At 38.4% G+C, this 16,292-nt stretch carries 15 protein-coding genes and 1 pseudogene; 14 read left to right on the forward strand and 2 right to left on the reverse strand.

Translation table 11 applies throughout. From position 1 onward, the window contains the following. The first annotated feature begins 105 nt into the window (after positions 1 to 105). The gene (locus H5968_RS18905; RefSeq protein WP_187041192.1) at positions 106 to 1,242 is read left to right on the forward strand and encodes a glycosyltransferase family 1 protein; all 1,137 of its coding nucleotides are present in this window, start codon (positions 106 to 108) and stop codon (positions 1,240 to 1,242) included. A gap of 314 nt (positions 1,243 to 1,556) precedes the next feature. Here H5968_RS18905 and H5968_RS18910 read toward each other — a convergent pair whose 3' ends face one another. Then, positions 1,557 to 1,829 (reverse strand): hypothetical protein, encoded by a 273-nt coding sequence (locus tag H5968_RS18910; protein ID WP_187041193.1) that lies wholly within the window; start codon positions 1,827 to 1,829, stop codon positions 1,557 to 1,559. A gap of 1,071 nt (positions 1,830 to 2,900) precedes the next feature. Between H5968_RS18910 and purC the strand changes: the two genes are divergently transcribed. The 10 genes from purC (at position 2,901) to H5968_RS18955 (ending at position 13,190) form a co-directional block, all read left to right on the forward strand. Then, positions 2,901 to 3,638 (forward strand): phosphoribosylaminoimidazolesuccinocarboxamide synthase, encoded by a 738-nt coding sequence (purC, locus tag H5968_RS18915; RefSeq protein WP_137665956.1) that lies wholly within the window; start codon positions 2,901 to 2,903, stop codon positions 3,636 to 3,638. Between the two features lie 102 nt (positions 3,639 to 3,740). After that, on the forward strand, positions 3,741 to 6,122 hold the full coding sequence (locus H5968_RS18920) for a BamA/TamA family outer membrane protein (protein ID WP_187041194.1): 2,382 nt from the start codon (positions 3,741 to 3,743) through the stop codon (positions 6,120 to 6,122). A gap of 137 nt (positions 6,123 to 6,259) precedes the next feature. Next, positions 6,260 to 7,108 (forward strand): UDP-3-O-acyl-N-acetylglucosamine deacetylase, encoded by an 849-nt coding sequence (gene lpxC, locus H5968_RS18925; protein WP_187041195.1) that lies wholly within the window; start codon positions 6,260 to 6,262, stop codon positions 7,106 to 7,108. An 89-nt stretch (positions 7,109 to 7,197) separates the two neighbouring features. Then, positions 7,198 to 7,713 (forward strand): 3-hydroxyacyl-ACP dehydratase FabZ, encoded by a 516-nt coding sequence (gene fabZ / locus H5968_RS18930; protein WP_187041196.1) that lies wholly within the window; start codon positions 7,198 to 7,200, stop codon positions 7,711 to 7,713. Between the two features lie 336 nt (positions 7,714 to 8,049). After that, positions 8,050 to 8,868, forward strand: coding sequence for an acyl-ACP--UDP-N-acetylglucosamine O-acyltransferase (gene lpxA, locus H5968_RS18935; RefSeq protein WP_187041197.1), 819 nt, complete (start codon positions 8,050 to 8,052; stop codon positions 8,866 to 8,868). A 332-nt stretch (positions 8,869 to 9,200) separates the two neighbouring features. Beyond that, a complete protein-coding gene (gene lpxB / locus H5968_RS18940) occupies positions 9,201 to 10,355 on the forward strand; it encodes a lipid-A-disaccharide synthase (RefSeq protein WP_187041198.1) in 1,155 nt (384 codons plus the stop codon). Positions 10,356 to 10,516: 161 nt separating this feature from the next. Beyond that, a complete protein-coding gene (locus H5968_RS18945) occupies positions 10,517 to 11,800 on the forward strand; it encodes a DNA cytosine methyltransferase (protein WP_137665959.1) in 1,284 nt (427 codons plus the stop codon). A 40-nt stretch (positions 11,801 to 11,840) separates the two neighbouring features. Further along, positions 11,841 to 11,999 carry a hypothetical protein gene (locus H5968_RS25220; RefSeq protein WP_222620730.1) on the forward strand — a complete coding sequence of 53 codons (159 nt, stop codon included), beginning with the start codon at positions 11,841 to 11,843 and terminating at the stop codon, positions 11,997 to 11,999. Between the two features lie 184 nt (positions 12,000 to 12,183). Beyond that, positions 12,184 to 12,624 (forward strand): hypothetical protein, encoded by a 441-nt coding sequence (locus H5968_RS25225; protein WP_222620731.1) that lies wholly within the window; start codon positions 12,184 to 12,186, stop codon positions 12,622 to 12,624. Positions 12,625 to 12,626: 2 nt separating this feature from the next. Further along, positions 12,627 to 13,190, forward strand: coding sequence for a Uma2 family endonuclease (locus H5968_RS18955; RefSeq protein WP_187041199.1), 564 nt, complete (start codon positions 12,627 to 12,629; stop codon positions 13,188 to 13,190). Positions 13,191 to 13,242: 52 nt separating this feature from the next. On the opposite strand, the gene H5968_RS18960 is transcribed toward H5968_RS18955, so the two are convergent. Next, a complete protein-coding gene (locus H5968_RS18960; RefSeq protein ID WP_187041200.1) occupies positions 13,243 to 14,085 on the reverse strand; it encodes a prohibitin family protein in 843 nt (280 codons plus the stop codon). A 190-nt stretch (positions 14,086 to 14,275) separates the two neighbouring features. Between H5968_RS18960 and nfi the strand changes: the two genes are divergently transcribed. The 3 genes and pseudogenes from nfi to H5968_RS18975 form a co-directional block, all read left to right on the forward strand. Next, positions 14,276 to 14,941 carry a deoxyribonuclease V gene (gene nfi, locus H5968_RS18965; protein ID WP_187041201.1) on the forward strand — a complete coding sequence of 222 codons (666 nt, stop codon included), beginning with the start codon at positions 14,276 to 14,278 and terminating at the stop codon, positions 14,939 to 14,941. Between the two features lie 138 nt (positions 14,942 to 15,079). Beyond that, positions 15,080 to 15,616, forward strand: coding sequence for an FHA domain-containing protein (locus H5968_RS18970; RefSeq protein ID WP_187041202.1), 537 nt, complete (start codon positions 15,080 to 15,082; stop codon positions 15,614 to 15,616). 278 nt (positions 15,617 to 15,894) lie between these two features. Continuing rightward, positions 15,895 to 16,164 (forward strand): annotated as a pseudogene (locus H5968_RS18975) (FHA domain-containing protein); the annotation flags it as partial. Positions 16,165 to 16,292 lie beyond the last annotated feature (128 nt).

Genomic DNA, 16,292 nt, shown 5'->3' on the forward strand with positions numbered 1-16,292 from the left:
GCAAAAGTTACAATTTTCATTTCTCCTGCCACCTGCCACCTGCCCCTGCCACCTGCCCCCTGCCTCCTGACTCCTTGATCTCCTGACTCCTTGATCTCCTTTCTTATGAAAATTGCCCTATTCACTGAAACTTTTTTACCCAAGGTTGATGGTATTGTCACCCGTCTTCGTCACACCGTTGATCATCTGCAACGGGACGGAAATCAAGTTATGGTATTTTGCCCAGAAGGTGGCATCACAGAACACAAAGGAGCAAAAGTTTACGGTGTGACGGGGTTTCCACTGCCTTTGTATCCAGAGTTAAAATTAGCACTGCCTCGTCCTGCTATCGGTCACGCTTTAGAACAGTTTCAGCCGGATATTATTCATGTTGTTAATCCCGCCGTTCTGGGATTATCAGGTATTTTTTATAGTAAGGTTCTCAAAATTCCCCTGGTGGCTTCTTACCATACCCACTTACCTCAATATCTGCAACATTACGGTTTGGGAATGTTAGAAGGTTTACTTTGGGAATTACTCAAAGGCGCTCATAATCAAGCTGCATTAAATTTGTGTACCTCCACAGCAATGATCGAGGAACTGGCAGCACATGGTATAGAAAGATTAGATTTGTGGCAACGAGGAGTAGATACAGAATTATTCCATCCTGATTTAGCAAGTCTGGAAATGCGATCGCACTTATCCCAAGGTCATCCAGAAAGCCCCTTATTGTTGTATGTAGGTCGTCTTTCGGCAGAAAAGGAAATTGAACGCATTAAACCGATTTTAGAAGCCATTCCTGATGCCAGATTAGCTTTAGTTGGAGATGGTCCAAATCGGCAAAATTTAGAGAAACACTTTGCAGGTACAAATACCCATTTTGTCGGTTATTTAATGGGTAAAGAATTAGGTTCAGCCTTTGCTAGTGCAGATGTGTTTATTTTTCCTTCTCGGACAGAGACACTAGGATTAGTATTATTAGAAGCAATGGCCGCCGGATGTCCAGTAGTAGCAGCCCGTTCTGGTGGTATTCCTGATATTGTGACAGATGGTGTAAATGGTTATCTTTTTGACCCTAAAGCGGACATTCAAGAGGCAATTGATGTTACTATAAAGTTGTTACAACAACAACATGAAATAAATATTATCCGTGAAAATGCTCGTCAGGAAGCAGAAAAATGGGGATGGCCTGCTGCTACACGACAATTACAATATTATTACAAAAAGGTGATTGGTGATGCAATTTTGGATTTTGGATTTTAGATTTTAGATGAAAAAATTTGGTACAAGCCTCGTCCTTCAGGACGGAAACAATCGTAGTTCCCCTATCCAACTCTTGAAACTGTCACCTGTCACCTGTCACCTAGCCTTCACAGATAACTTTTTCAGCAAACCCTATCTATCCACCTGGAACGTGCCTACAATTACCAAAAAACACCACCTCCAAATTCTTGGGATGGTGTTTGGACAATGGTTACAAAGTAGGGAATGGTGACTGGTGACTGGGAAGATGGGGAGAAAATTCTTTACCTGTTCTCTGTTCCCTATTCACTGTTCACTGTTCCCTTCTTTCCCTATCAACTATCATCAGCATCGTTATTTTGAAAGGGTTCTTCACCTATCCTCAGTTGTTTTTTTGATCTTTTTAATTGTTTCCACAGAGCCTTGATTTGTTCGTAAGCTTCCTCTGGTGGAAGTTTACCACCTGTTTCTAAGTTACAAATATAACTAACTCGCTGGGCAAATTCCTGTAAATTTGCGTTGAAAACTAAGTTTTCAGGCTGGACATGACCGTAGTAGCGACCACGAGGATAGAGAAAATCATCTTTGCTCACTATATTTTTCTCCATGTATTGAATTCTCCTCCTGATTTTCTTGTTTATAGTAAAACCACTAGTACAACACGGCGTAAATAAAGCTACTATTTAAAATAGGCAAAAAACCTACCCCATCAGCTTTTGGACTTTTGAATGCGTGATTTCCGCAAAGCGGTAATAGGCACTCTTATTTCTAATTTATTAAGTCAGGAGAACGCTTAAGATTAAACCGTGATTATGGGAAAGTGTTGCAGCGATTGGTCAATTTCAACTTTGACAAAATAATCAAGTTGTAAGTTATTAAGCATCAGGCTGTCAAAAAAAGTTTATGTCAAAGTGACCAAAGCCATTCACGAGCGAACACCCGTTCTATATCTTTATATATCTTTTGTAAAGATTAATTGCAATCTCTTGGATGAATGTTTTACTACTTCTCCTATTTTTCTCAATTATTTCATCTTATTCCTAATTTGCAAAAAATGGGTTTTAATTAAATTCAACAAACTAAATTAGCTGATAAAGAATTAATATATATTTTTCTATAATTTTTAAAGAATTTGTTCACAAAAAATTACAAAAATTTTAAAAAAAACATAAAACTTTTATGCCTCTCCTGCCTAAGTTTCGACTGCGCTCAACACAAGTCTAGCACCTGTAAATCTTTTACCTACTTCCAGGAGGCACTAGAACTACGAAGTAGAACCCCATAGATTTAGTTGTCAAGGTACAGATTGCCGTTAGGAAGTTAGGTTTTTATACAGGTTGATTACCGTTCCTGTGAGAATGATTATAGCACAGGTGACTGAGGCGTAAACGCCTCCTTATGCTTTCATCCCTTGCCTCAAGGACGGTTAAGTTTTTCCGCCACCCTCCAAAACTCAACCGTTCGGCTGAAGCTCACGGCGAAGCCTCAAGGGTTTTCAGCCCATTTTCTTATAAGTTATAGGTTATGGGTTACCAGTTACATCACGTTGCGAGTGAATGAAGTACACATATTCATGTTATAAATCTTGCGGTATGGACAGGAAAGCCAGCCCTTGTGTAGCGTTCGGCTGATAAAATGGTTAAGCTGGAAACCATTGCCCTGCAAATGTATCTACCACCATGTCTGTTAATACCAAACTATACGAAGGCAAAGCCAAAATTCTCTACACCACAGACGAGCCTGAAGTCTTGTTGGCTGATTTTAAAGATGATGCAACTGCGTTTAATGCTCAAAAGCGGGGTAGCATCCAGGGAAAAGGTAGCATAAACTGCACCATTTCCAGCAAGTTGTTTGAACAGTTGGCAGCGCATGGCATCAAGACACATTATATTGATTGTCCAGCGCCCAATCAAATGCTGGTGAAAGCAGTTAAGATTGTGCCATTGGAAGTTGTGGTCAGAAATATAGCTGCTGGTAGTCTTTGTCAACAAACAGGATTGCCACTAGGTACAATTCTGGAACAGCCTTTGGTAGATTTTTATTACAAAGATGACCAATTGGGAGATCCTCTACTCACACGCGATCGCTTACTGCTCCTGCAACTAGCAACTGAGGAACAAGTTGACAGTATTGCCCATCTGGCATTACAAATCAATGACTTTCTCAAAAGCTTTTGGCAAAAGTGCGGCATAACCCTAGTAGATTTTAAACTCGAATTTGGTTTGGACTCACAACAGCAGTTGTTGTTGGCCGATGAAATAAGTCCTGATACCTGTCGTTTATGGGATATGACAGAAAATGATCCTAACCGTCGAGTAATGGATAAAGATCGGTTTCGTAGAGATTTAGGAAATGTAGAAAATGCCTACCAGGAGGTTTTACAAAGGGTATTACAAGTAGTAGAGAGCAAAAATTAACTGTGTGTACATAGTCATTTTTCTGATATGACTAATGACTAATGACCAGTGACTCATGACGAATGACGAATGACTTAATTGTGTGTGGTAGTGAAGAGGAATATGAGTAAAAAGCATTTATCTCCTGTATTTCTGGCAGTTGTAGCCATCGCTGTCCCTGTTGACAACTCACTCAGTGCGACTGCACAAACTCCTGATAAAACCCAGCAAGTAACAGAGGTTGCCACGGTAGAAACCAACCAGCCACTACCACAGGAAACTGGTCAAAATGATGTTAGCGCAAATCAAGAAACTCCCGTCTTGGCAAAGGCAGTAGTTATAAAACCCGAATCTGACTCATCGACACCTGCTGTCAAAGTCTCACCAACAGCTAACTCAGCATCAATAGCAACACCAGAAGTAATCATAACAACGGCAACAACACCCTCAAAAACGGCTCAAATTCTCAAAGCTGCATTATCTCGCAATTCAGAACAGAAAGCAAAATCAGCAGTAATTATATCAACGGCAACAACACCAACAAAAACTGCACAAGCACTAGAACCAGAAGTCACTCCTGACAGCAATTCTACTCAGGAAAATGCCGAGCCACCCACAGCACAACCGACTTTCCCTAGTAATTCAGAAACAACGGAACCCCGTGTACTAGTGTCAGAAGTAGCAGTAACATCACCAGATGGAGCAATCTCACCAGAACTAGAAAACCAAGTTTACCGAGTGATTCGTACCCAACCAGGACAAACAACCACCCGTTCCCAATTACAAGAAGATATTAATGCTATATTTGCCACAGGTTTCTTCTCTAACGTGCGAGCCGTACCAGAAGATACACCTGTGGGTGTAAGGGTGAGTTTCGTGGTTGATCCTAATCCTGTCCTGAGTAAAGTAGAAGTCGAAGCTAACCCTGGAACTGATGTTCCTTCTGTACTCCCAACTAACACAGTAGATAAAATCTTCAGTGAACAGTATGGTAAAATCCTCAACTTGCGTGACTTGCAAGAAGGAATTAAACAGTTAACCAAAGAGTATCAAGACAGAGGTTATGTACTAGCTAACGTGATTGGAGCGCCAAAAGTCTCAGAAACCGGAGTTGTCACCCTACAAGTAGCAGAAGGGGTAGTAGAAGATGTCAAAGTTCGCTTCCGTAATAAAGAAGGACAGGAAGTAGACGAAAAAGGAGAACCCATTCGGGGACGCACAAAAGAATATGTAATTAAACGGGAATTAGAATTAAAGTCTGGTCAAGTATTTAACCGTAATACAGTCCAAAAAGACTTACAAAGAGTATTTGGGCTGGGATTGTTTGAAGATGTGAATGTGTCCCTTGACCCTGGTACAGACCCCAGTAAAGTTGATGTAGTGGTGAATGTAGCTGAACGCAGCAGTGGTTCAATAGCTGCTGGTGCTGGTATTAGTTCTGCCAGTGGATTATTTGGTACAATTAGCTATCAACAGCAAAACCTGGGAGGTAGAAACCAGAAACTAGGGGCAGAAGTGCAGCTAGGTGAAAGAGAACTGCTGTTTGATCTGCGGTTGACAGATCCGTGGATTGCGGGTGATCCTTACCGCACTTCTTATACAGCTAATATTTTCCGTCGTCGTTCAATTTCTCTGATTTTTGAAGGTAAGGATGACAACATTGAAACCTATAACCCCAATAATCCCACTAATACAAATGATCAAGATCGTCCCCGGATTACCCGTTTAGGTGGTGGTGTTTCTTTTACTCGTCCCCTTTCTCCTAATCCTTATGAAAAGTCAGAGTGGGTGGCTTCAGCCGGTTTGCAATATCAAAGAGTTTCTAGCCGTGATGCTGATGGTAATGTGAGAAAAGAAGGGGCAAGATTTAATGATAATGGTCAGCAAATTAGCGATAGGATTCCCCTAACCCAATCGGAAACAGGTGAAGACGATTTATTATTATTACAACTAGGCGCACAACGCGATCGCCGTAATAATCCCTTACAACCTACCAACGGTTCTTATCTCCGTGTCGGAGTTGATCAATCTGTACCCATAGGCTCAGGTAATATTTTCCTGACCAGAGTTAGGGGTAACTACAGCCAATATTTGCCTGTGAACTTTTTGAGTTTTGGCAAAGGTCCACAAACTCTGGCGTTTAATATCCAAGGTGGTACAATTCTCGGAGACTTACCCCCCTACGAAGCTTTTACCCTTGGCGGTAGTAATTCTGTGCGTGGTTACGATGAAGGTAGATTAGCCACTGGACGTAGTTATGTACAAGCATCTGTTGAATACCGTTTTCCTGTGTTCTCTGTAGTCAGTGGCGCACTATTTTTTGATTATGGTAGTGATTTGGGAAGTAGTACCAGAGCAGCAGAAATTCTTAACAAAAATGGTAGCGGCTATGGTTATGGTTTAGGTGTGCGTGTACAGTCTCCACTTGGACCTATTCGCATAGATTATGGTTTAAGTGATGATGGTGATAGCCGCATTAACTTTGGGATTGGGGAAAGGTTTTAAGAGGTGACTGGTGACTGGTGACTGGGGATAAATATTTACCTCCTGACTTCTGACTCCTGACTTCTACTTTCAGGGTGTTTACTACATACAGAACAAATGAGTAACAAAAAGCAAAATCATATATTGGTTTTTAGGCTATGCACCAACACACATTAGCTGGGGAAATTATCCAAACAGGTGTGGGACTGCATAGCGGTGTAAATACCAGGGTGCGGATACTACCAGGAGAACCGGGAAGCGATCGCTATTTTGTGCGGGTGGATTTGCCCAATTCGCCGATAATTCCTGCTAAAATTGCAACAGTTAATCAAACTGTTCTCTCGACTCAGTTGGGGACAGATGAGATTTATGTTCGCACGGTAGAGCATTTGTTAGCGTCTTTGTCCGCTATGGGTGTGGATAATGCGCGGATTGAAATTGATGGACCAGAAGTACCGCTGTTAGATGGTTCGGCTCAAATTTGGACTGATAGTATTGCTGCTGTGGGTTTGGTATCACAGTCTGTTGGTGATGAATCAGCGCCTATAGTTATCAAAGAACCTATTTCGGTTCATCAAGGTGATACTTTTGTCTGCGCTTTTCCCGCACCAGAAACCCGTTTTAGCTATGGGATTGATTTTGATGTACCTGCAATTGGTAATCAATGGTACAGTTTCTCATTATCTAGTAATCTAGAAAATACGAAAAATTCCTTTGTGACAGAAATTGCACCGGCTCGTACTTTTGGGTTATTACATCAAATTGAATATCTGCAAAAATCAGGATTGATCAAAGGTGGCAGCTTGGATAATGCTCTTGTTTGTGGTGCTGATGGTTGGCTAAATCCACCGTTAAGATTTGCAAATGAGCCAGTACGTCATAAAATCTTGGATTTAGTGGGAGATATTAGCTTATTAGGTAAATTTCCTGTTGCTCACTTCTTTGCTTACAAAGCTAGTCACAATCTCCATATTCAATTGGCAAAGAAGATTTTAGAATTTTGCTGAGGAATTTGGCTAAAAATTAACTAAAATTTAAGATTGTACGCTATGTTCTAGCCTACTTAATTTCCAGATTCTTATAAAATATAGTACCAATGTCAACTCTCACCCAAGCTAATTCTACTCAAGTGACTACATCTGAAGGAGAACATCAGGAAACCAATACACAGGCAATTAAAACAACCTTCACGGTGGAAGAGATTCAGCAACTGCTACCACACCGTTATCCTTTTTTGCTTGTCGATAAAATTATTGACTATGTTCCTGGAAAATTGGCTGTGGGTGTAAAAAACGTTACCTTTAATGAACCTCAGTTCCAAGGTCATTTCCCCGGACGCTCATTGATGCCTGGTGTACTCATTGTAGAAGCAATGGCGCAGGTTGGAGGGGTTATTATGACCCAAATGCCTGATATACCAAAAGGACTGTTTGTGTTTGTGGGTATTGATAAAGTCCGTTTCCGTCGCCAAGTCGTACCTGGTGATCAGTTAATTATGACAGTGGAACTGTTGTCTATTAAGCAGCGTCGTTTTGGTAAAATGCAAGGACGAGCCGAAGTTGATGGACAACTGGCTGCTGAAGGGGAGCTAATGTTTTCTTTGGTTAGCTAAGTTTAGCTACAACTAGGCTGGATTTGGCTTTTTAGATTTGGGGCATAGCCGTGAATTGCCCTAAGTCAATTATAAGTAAGAATAACTGTAAACACGAAAAATCACAAGCGTATTTACTGTTGGCTGGACTTTGATCAGACAATTTTGGATTTAAGGTTTAAGATTTGTTTCAATAATAAATTTAGGTACTTGTACCCTTTTGTTATTTTTAGATAGCTATCTTCAATCCAAAATCTAAAATCCAAAATCCAAAATTCGTGATCCTCACACATAACACACATAATTTATTTTGCCCGACACTTTTTTTTCAATGAACTCAGTTCTGGAGAGTCACCCTTGAAGACACTTATTCATCCAACTGCTGTAATACATCCTGATGCGGAACTCCACTCAACGGTGCAAGTCGGTGCTTATGCTGTGATTGGAGCGAATGTCAAAGTCGGACCGGAAACTGTAATTGGCGCTCATGCAGTTTTAGATGGTCTTTGTGAAATCGGGGCGGGAAATCATATTTTTCCCGGTGCTGTTATTGGTATGGAACCCCAGGATCTCAAGTATGTGGGAGAACCTACTTGGGTAAAAATTGGTGATAATAATGCTATTCGTGAGTATGTGACTATTAACCGCGCTACTGGTCGGGGTGAAGCGACGATCATCGGTAACGGGAATTTACTGATGGCTTATGTTCATGTTGGACATAATTGCGTGATTGAGGACTCGGTGGTTATTGCTAATTCTGTGGCTTTAGCGGGTCATGTTCACATCGAGTCAAGAGCCAGATTAAGCGGGGTTTTAGGTGTTCATCAGTTTGTACATATCGGTGGTATGTCTATGATTGGTGGGATGACTCGCATTGATCGAGATGTTCCTCCTTATATGTTGGTTGAGGGCAATCCATCACGGGTGCGATCGCTCAATTTGGTGGGGTTAAAACGCTCAGGAATGCCCGCTAATGAGTTTCAACTTCTGAAAAAAGCTTTTCGCATTCTCTACCGTTCTGATTTGCTGTTTAAAGAGGCTTTGGCAGAGTTGGAATTGTTGGGAGATACCGCACAGTTGGAACATCTACGCCGTTTTCTGCTATTGTCGCAAATGCCAGGAAGACGCGGTTTAATTCCCGGAAAGGGAAAGAGTACCGCAAGTGATGAGTCGTGATTTATGAGTGATGAATGATGAATCACATCTAGAACAGAAGTCAGGAGTCACTGGTTCGACACTTCGACCGCGCTCAGTGCATCGCTTCGCTCACCAACCGGAGTCAGGAGTCAGGAGTAAAATCGGCTTGGTGTATAGGGTTAAATTTAGATTCTTTACTTCATTGATCTGCAATCTGTTGTATATTCATCATTCATTTTTAGGAGTCAGGAGTTAGGAGTCAGGAGTCAGAATATATTCTCACTGGGATGATTTTTGGCGTAACTTTTGAAAAGCTGATTGTTTATAAATATAAAGTCATAAAAATCTAAAATCTAAAATCTAAAATTCAAATGCGTATATTTATCAGCACTGGGGAAGTTTCTGGCGATTTACAAGGGGCGTTATTAATTACTGCGCTGCAAAATCAAGCTCAAGCTTTAGGGTTAAATTTAGACATTGTGGCCTTGGGTGGTGAGAAGATGGCCGCAGCAGGGGCGACAATTTTAGGGGATACTAGCGGTATTGGTTCGATGGGGATAATTGAAGCTTTGCCGTATTTTATTCCTACTATTCAGGTACAAAAAAGGGCGATCGCCTATCTGCAAAAAAATCCCCCTGATATCATAGTTTTGATTGATTATATGACTCCTAATATCGGGATTGGTAGTTATATGAATGAACATTTTCCCGATGTTCCTGTGGTGTATTACATCGCGCCTCAAGAATGGGTGTGGTCGATGAGTTTGGAGAGAACTAAAAAAATTGTTAGTTTTACAGATAAGCTATTAGCAATTTTCCCAGAAGAAGCTCGTTATTATCAAGAAAAAGGGGCTAACGTTAATTGGGTGGGTCATCCTTTAGTTGATAAAATGGCTAATGCACCAAGTAGAAAAGATGCGCGGGAAATGTTAGGAATTAAAGAGGAAGAAATAGCGATCGCTCTTTTACCTGCTTCCCGTAGTCAAGAATTAAAATATTTATTACCTGTCATTTTTCAAGCTGCTCAAAATATTCAATCTAAGTTACCAACAGCGCGGTTTTTTATTCCTTTATCTTTGGAAAAGTTCAGAGATAAAATTGCCAAATCTATTGAAGATTATGCTTTAAAAGCAACAATATTATCTGGTAAACAACAGGAAATTTTTGCTGCTGTAGATTTGGCAATTACTAAATCTGGAACAGCAAATTTAGAGTTAGCTTTAGCTAATGTTCCCCAGGTAGTAGTTTACAGTCTTAGTCCTTTTACTGCTTGGGTTGCGCGGAAAATTCTTAAAGGTTCAATTCCCTTTGCTTCACCTGTAAATTTAGTTGTGATGCGGGAAATTGTTCCAGAATTTTTACAGGAACAAGCAACAGTAGAGAATATTACTCAAGCAGGAATGGAATTATTATTAAATACTGAAAAGCGGGAAAGAACTTTATTAGATTATCAAGAAATGCGGCAATGTCTGGGAGATTTGGGAGTGTGCGATCGCGCTGCTAAGGAAATTTTAGAAATGCGGTGATTGGTAATTGGTAATTGGTAATTGGTAATTGGTGATAAGATTTATTATATTGTTCCCTATTCCCTATTCTCTAATTAAATAGAAAAAATAAGTCTGTAGGGGTTTAGCACTACTCAACCCTTACAATTTATAATGTTATATTGATAAACAATAACTAATCAATGATGAAAAAAAGACCCATAGCAGTTGATTTGTTTGCAGGTGCAGGAGGAATGACCCTGGGTTTTGAACAAGCTGGTTTTGATGTCCTTGCTGCTGTAGAATTAGACCCTATACATTGTGCAATTCATCAATTTAATTTTCCTTTTTGGAAGGTGTTATGTAAAAGTGTAGAAGATACTACAGGATTAGAAATTAGAAATAGTAGCGAAATTGAAAATCAAGAAATTGATGTTGTTTTTGGTGGTCCACCGTGTCAAGGGTTTTCATTAATTGGTAAACGGTCTTTTGATGACCCCAGAAATTCTTTAGTGTTTCATTTTATTAGGTTGGTTTTAGAATTACAACCTAAATATTTTGTTATGGAAAATGTTAAAGGAATGACAGTAGGTAAACACAAAGAATTTATTGCCGAAATTATTGATACTTTTGAAAATAACGGTTATAAAGTAAATCATAATTATCAAGTTTTAAATGCTGCTAATTATGGAGTACCGCAAAATCGAGAAAGATTGTTTTTACTAGGTTGTCGTCGAGATTTAGAATTACCAAATTATCCTGATAAAATCACCCATCCAGCTAAATTAAATACTAACTCAAAAAAAGCTGTGAAACTACCTGCAACCCCTACGGTGTGGGAAGCATTACAAGATTTACCAACAATTGAAAATTACCCAGAATTATTACAACAAGATTGGGTTTTAGCTGAATTTGGTAAACCCAGTAAATACGGGATGAAAATGCGTAATCTGTGCATTGCTAATAATAATTATTCCTACTCCCGTAAATTTGATCATCACATTTTAACATCGAGTTTAAGAACAAAACATAGTCCTGCATCTGAAGAAAGATTTGCGTCAACTCCTCATGGTAAAAATGAACCAATTAGCCGTTTTTATAAACTCGATCCTGACGGTTTATGTAATACATTAAGAGCAGGAACAGCTAGTAATAAAGGTGCTTTTACCTCTCCTCGTCCTATACATCCATTTACACCAAGATGTATCACTGTTAGGGAAGCTGCGCGTTTACACTCCTTTCCTGACTGGTTTAGATTTCATCCGACAAAATGGCATGGTTTTAGACAAATTGGTAATTCTGTTCCTCCACTTTTAGCGCAAGCGGTAGCAGCGGAAATTATTAAGGTTTTGAATGTGGAAGTTGAACAACCTACAAGTGTTAAAATTTTAGATGAACTTAGTTTATTAACACTTGATATGTCAGATGCAGCTAAATATTTTGGAGTGAACCCTCATGTTATAGAACCTAGAACAAGAAAAAAATGATTATCACTCAACGATGTTTTTTTACCAAGGAATAAGTACCATGAAAGAAGGTTTATATAACTCGGTTATTATCGGAATTTTCCAACGTTATTACACAAGTGGATTGGAATATTTTGAATTTAATCGGAATGAACTACCTGAAATTGCTCAAGAGTTAGGTATTCAATCAGCTAAAAATTTAGGAGATATTCGCTTTTAGATTTAGAAAACCACTACCTAAAGTAATTACAGATACTGCTCCCGAAGGGTTAGAATGGATTATCGAATTAAATGGTACTGGTAACTATTGCTTTCGACTGGTAAAGATTAATCGGATTATTCCCAATCAAAATTTAATACCAATTAAAATACCGGATGCAACACCTGAAATTATTAATCAATATATGTCAGGTGATGAACAAGCTCTTTTAACTAAAATCCGATATAATCGTTTAATAGATATATTTCTGAGCATTACAGCATACTCTTTACAAAATCACCTCAGAACTAATGTTAAGGGTATTGGACAAATAGAAATAGATGAGGTTTATGTTGGTGTGAATAACAATGGTATGCAGTTTATCATACCTGTTCAAGCAAAAGCAGGAAGTGATCAACTTTCTGTGGTACAAACCAAACAAGATATTAGTTATTGTTTTGATAAATTCTCTAGCTTAGTTTGTCGTTCGATATCAGCACAATTTATGAACAATGGACTTATTACTATGTTTGAACTTTCAATATATGAAGGTGAAGTAAAAATAGTCCAGGAGAAGCATTATAAACTTGTCCCAGCAGATCAAATTACAGAAAATGATTTGCAAAATTCTAGGAATTTTACATAATTATGACTGTCACCAAATCTTTATCACTAACACTAGAACAGTTTCTCAAATTACCAGAAACTAAACCACCAAATGAATATATCAACGGCGAAATTATTCAAAAACCCATGCCAAAAACTCGCCATTCTCGACTTCAAAGTAAAATCATTAATACTGTAAATCAAGTCACAGAAGCAAATAAAATTGCTTATGCTTTTCCAGAGTTACGTTGTACATTCGCAGGTAGATCAATTATTCCAGATATAGCCATTATTCGCTGGGAAAATATCGCCTTTGATGATAATGGTGAACCAGTAGATGATGTTGTGATCGCACCAGATTGGACTATAGAAATTTTGTCTCCAGAACAAAGTTCTAATAGAGTGACTGGCAATATTTTACATTGTATTAAATATGCTTGTCAACTTGGATGGTTAATTGATCCAGATGATAGATCAATTTTGATGTTTCAACCTCAAAAAGAACCAGAATTAAAATATGCAAAAGATGATTTAATTATCTTGACGGGAGTTGAATTAAATTTAACAGTAGAAGAAGTATTTGGTTGGTTTAAAATGAGTGAGTAATCAAATACCCAGATCCCCGACTTCTTGAAGAAATCGGGGATCTTAATAAAAACTAATTTCTCTTCTGTCCAGTAGCTAAATCATTAGGATTAATATTAATCAAAGGAACAGCACCATTACCACCCATCACCATCGGGAAACGACCATCCCATTTTTCTATCGCTTGCTTTTGCAATAATTCCGGTGTTAAAGTCAATCTTTGTAATCTTTGTGCTTCCGCTTGACCTTTAGCACGGTTAACTTCTGCTTGTGCTTCTTGGGTCGCTTTTTGGGCAATAAAACTTGCTTGTTTTGCTTCTTGTTCCGCTATTTGTTTCGCTTCGATCGCTCTACTAAACTCTGGAGAAAAGGAAAAATTGACTAAAGATACATCATCTACAATTACACCGTAAGGTTCTAAACGACCTTTTAAATTTGCGTCGATTTCTTGTTTTAATTCTGTGCGTTTTGTGATGATTTCTTCAGCAGTTTTTTTAGCTGTAGCTGCTTTCAAAACTTCGGAAACTGCGGGTGTCATAATCCCATTAACAATTAATTCTTCATCTCCAACTTGTTGAAAAACTCGGTTCACTTTCAACGGATCAATGTGCCAGTTTACCGCTAATTCTGTGGTAATTGTTTGCAAATCTTTAGAAGCAGCACCAGCATTAAAACTATTTTGTTGCACGCGCACATTGAGCTTTTTCACTGTTGTGACAATGGGAATAATTGGGTGTAGTCCTTCATCTAAAACTGTATCTTGCACCTTTCCAAATTGCATGACAACACCCCTTTCACCAGCATTGACAATGGCAAAAGGACGCAGCATCATCGCTAAAAACAAGAATAATAATCCTCCACCTAAATAAAATACAATTTGTGAATTGTGAAGGACATTGATGTTATTGTTTCTCATGGCTGTATGTTCCTTAACTCAACTGTATGTGAGAGTAGCTATCAGATAAAAAAATCAAGATTTATACAGAAAACTTAGCAAAAAGTTACATGGGGTTGAATGTTTAGTCTATATATAGATAAGATACAAAATTAAAATTAGGCATTTCGGAAAATCAAGATTTTGATCACAATTTAAATAGACAAACAATATGCAAATTCCACAAATTCATCCTTGGCCATCTACCGTTGAAGAAGCGATCGAAATTCAAGAAACTTTACGAAATCAAGTTATTACCACAGATCAACTCAACACACCTATTCAATACGTTGCAGGTGTGGATATGGGTTTTCTGGAAGATGGTACAATGTGCCGTGCAGCGGTAGCAGTGTTAAGTTTTCCTGACTTGAAAGTTGTGGAAACAAGCCTAGCATACCGTCCTACATCGTTTCCTTATATACCTGGATTTTTATCTTTTCGGGAAATACCCGCTATTCTTGATGCCTTGGAAAAAATTAAAAATATACCTAATATAATATTATGTGATGGTCAAGGAATTGCCCATCCACGCAGATTTGGAATAGCTTGCCATTTAGGTGTTTTAGTGGATATACCAACCATAGGTGTAGCAAAATCTTTACTTATTGGCAAATATGAAGAATTATCAGTAGTTAGAGGAAGTTGGCAACCATTAATACATACAAGTGAAACCGTAGGCGCAGTTTTACGGACTCGTACTGGAGTTAAACCTTTGTATATTTCCACAGGCCATCGTATTAGTTTACCTACAGCAATTGACTATGTATTACGCTGCACCCCTAAATATCGGTTGCCAGAAACTACCCGCATTGCTGATAAACTAGCATCTAACAGATAAAGTATAAAAAGTATAAATGGTGAAGATAATCATTCTTTAATTTTAATTCTCAAGATTTGCTAAATTGTTACCAATCATGTTAGGAATCCCACAGCATAAAGTTGAATCCATTAAATGTATTAAAGTTATCTAAAAATCATGAATGTACTAACTTTACAGTGGCAAGAAGCAGGTCAAAATAAAATTCAACAAATTTATGAAAAACATAACAGCAAAAACCCTGGTACTTGTCGCATTGGACGTGATCCAGCAAAGTGTGATATTGTTTTAACTCATCCGACAGTATCCGGTTTACATATTGAAATATTTTTTGATTCTCAAAAGCAACGTTTTTATATTAGAAATTTACGGGAAATAAACCCCCCACAAATAGATGGTAAATCTTTAGTTAAAGGAGAAGTAGCTGTAAGTGAAGGCAGCATTATTTATTTAGGACAACAACAACTACAAGTTACGGCAATTTCTGTTAGTAGTATTCCTTCTACCATCATAGTCCAATCACCAAAACAACCCGTACATCATCACCATAAACCGTCAATTCCAACACAACCAAATTCGGTGTATGGTTTAGACTGTCCTAAATGTCATAAAGTTTCCCCACCAGAAAATTTACAAATAGGTTGTCCTTGGTGTGGTACATCTTTAGCTGCTGCTGTGAGTGTACTTATTGGGTGATTGGTGACAGGTGACAGGTGACAGAAAAGAGGGAGCATCCCAAATATGTAAATTAATTTTGATCTAACCGAAAAAATGATCTAAGGTCTTGATATGATTGAACCGCAAAGGACGCAAAGGACACAAAGGTAAGAGAGTTTAAGAGATTTTTTGGTGTTGCTGCGGTTATTGTTTGAAAATTGGGATGCTCCCCAGAAAAGAGGGAATAGGAAAATCAGGAAAATAACTAATAACTAATAACTAATAACTAATAACTAATAACTAATAACTAATAACTAATGACTAATTTACAAATACAATTAAGTTGGGAAGATCCAACAACGGGAGAAAGACGAGAACCAAAATTAAATTTACCGATTGCTTTTGGTAGAGAATTTGGGAAATTACCTACAGAAATTAGGGGTCAGCGTGTTTCGCGGATGTTGTTAAATAGTAATGAAGTTTCTCGTTATCATGCTTTAATTGATTGGGAGCAGGATTGGGAACAAAATAATTTTGTAGTTATTGATCAAAATAGTGCTAATGGTGTTTTTGTTAATGGTCAAAAACCAGAAATGTTGAATGTCGTTACAAAAGTTTACATATTCAGTTATAGTAGTCCTATTAAGGGTGAAAATGTCAACATCTCATGATATCTTCCATCCAATGAACATAACTAATTTGTTGACACATACAA

Origin of the sequence: Sphaerospermopsis sp. LEGE 00249 (assembly GCF_014299995.1) — a bacterium.
GTDB lineage: Bacteria > Cyanobacteriota > Cyanobacteriia > Cyanobacteriales > Nostocaceae > Sphaerospermopsis > Sphaerospermopsis kisseleviana.

Excerpts from the sequence above, each read along its gene's own strand:
- H5968_RS25220 (WP_222620730.1), top strand. The coding sequence starts at position 11,841 with ATGAAAGAAGGTTTATATAACTCGGTTATTATCGGAATTTTCCAACGT.
- H5968_RS18910 (WP_187041193.1), bottom strand. The coding sequence starts at position 1,829 with ATGGAGAAAAATATAGTGAGCAAAGATGATTTTCTCTATCCTCGTGGT.
- H5968_RS18960 (WP_187041200.1), bottom strand. The coding sequence starts at position 14,085 with ATGAGAAACAATAACATCAATGTCCTTCACAATTCACAAATTGTATTT.
- H5968_RS18955 (WP_187041199.1), top strand. The coding sequence starts at position 12,627 with ATGACTGTCACCAAATCTTTATCACTAACACTAGAACAGTTTCTCAAA.
- H5968_RS18920 (WP_187041194.1), top strand. The coding sequence starts at position 3,741 with ATGAGTAAAAAGCATTTATCTCCTGTATTTCTGGCAGTTGTAGCCATC.
- purC (WP_137665956.1), top strand. The coding sequence starts at position 2,901 with ATGTCTGTTAATACCAAACTATACGAAGGCAAAGCCAAAATTCTCTAC.
- H5968_RS18970 (WP_187041202.1), top strand. The coding sequence starts at position 15,080 with ATGAATGTACTAACTTTACAGTGGCAAGAAGCAGGTCAAAATAAAATT.
- H5968_RS18945 (WP_137665959.1), top strand. The coding sequence starts at position 10,517 with ATGATGAAAAAAAGACCCATAGCAGTTGATTTGTTTGCAGGTGCAGGA.
- H5968_RS25225 (WP_222620731.1), top strand. The coding sequence starts at position 12,184 with ATGTCAGGTGATGAACAAGCTCTTTTAACTAAAATCCGATATAATCGT.
- nfi (WP_187041201.1), top strand. The coding sequence starts at position 14,276 with ATGCAAATTCCACAAATTCATCCTTGGCCATCTACCGTTGAAGAAGCG.
- H5968_RS18905 (WP_187041192.1), top strand. The coding sequence starts at position 106 with ATGAAAATTGCCCTATTCACTGAAACTTTTTTACCCAAGGTTGATGGT.
- fabZ (WP_187041196.1), top strand. The coding sequence starts at position 7,198 with ATGTCAACTCTCACCCAAGCTAATTCTACTCAAGTGACTACATCTGAA.
- lpxC (WP_187041195.1), top strand. The coding sequence starts at position 6,260 with ATGCACCAACACACATTAGCTGGGGAAATTATCCAAACAGGTGTGGGA.
- lpxB (WP_187041198.1), top strand. The coding sequence starts at position 9,201 with ATGCGTATATTTATCAGCACTGGGGAAGTTTCTGGCGATTTACAAGGG.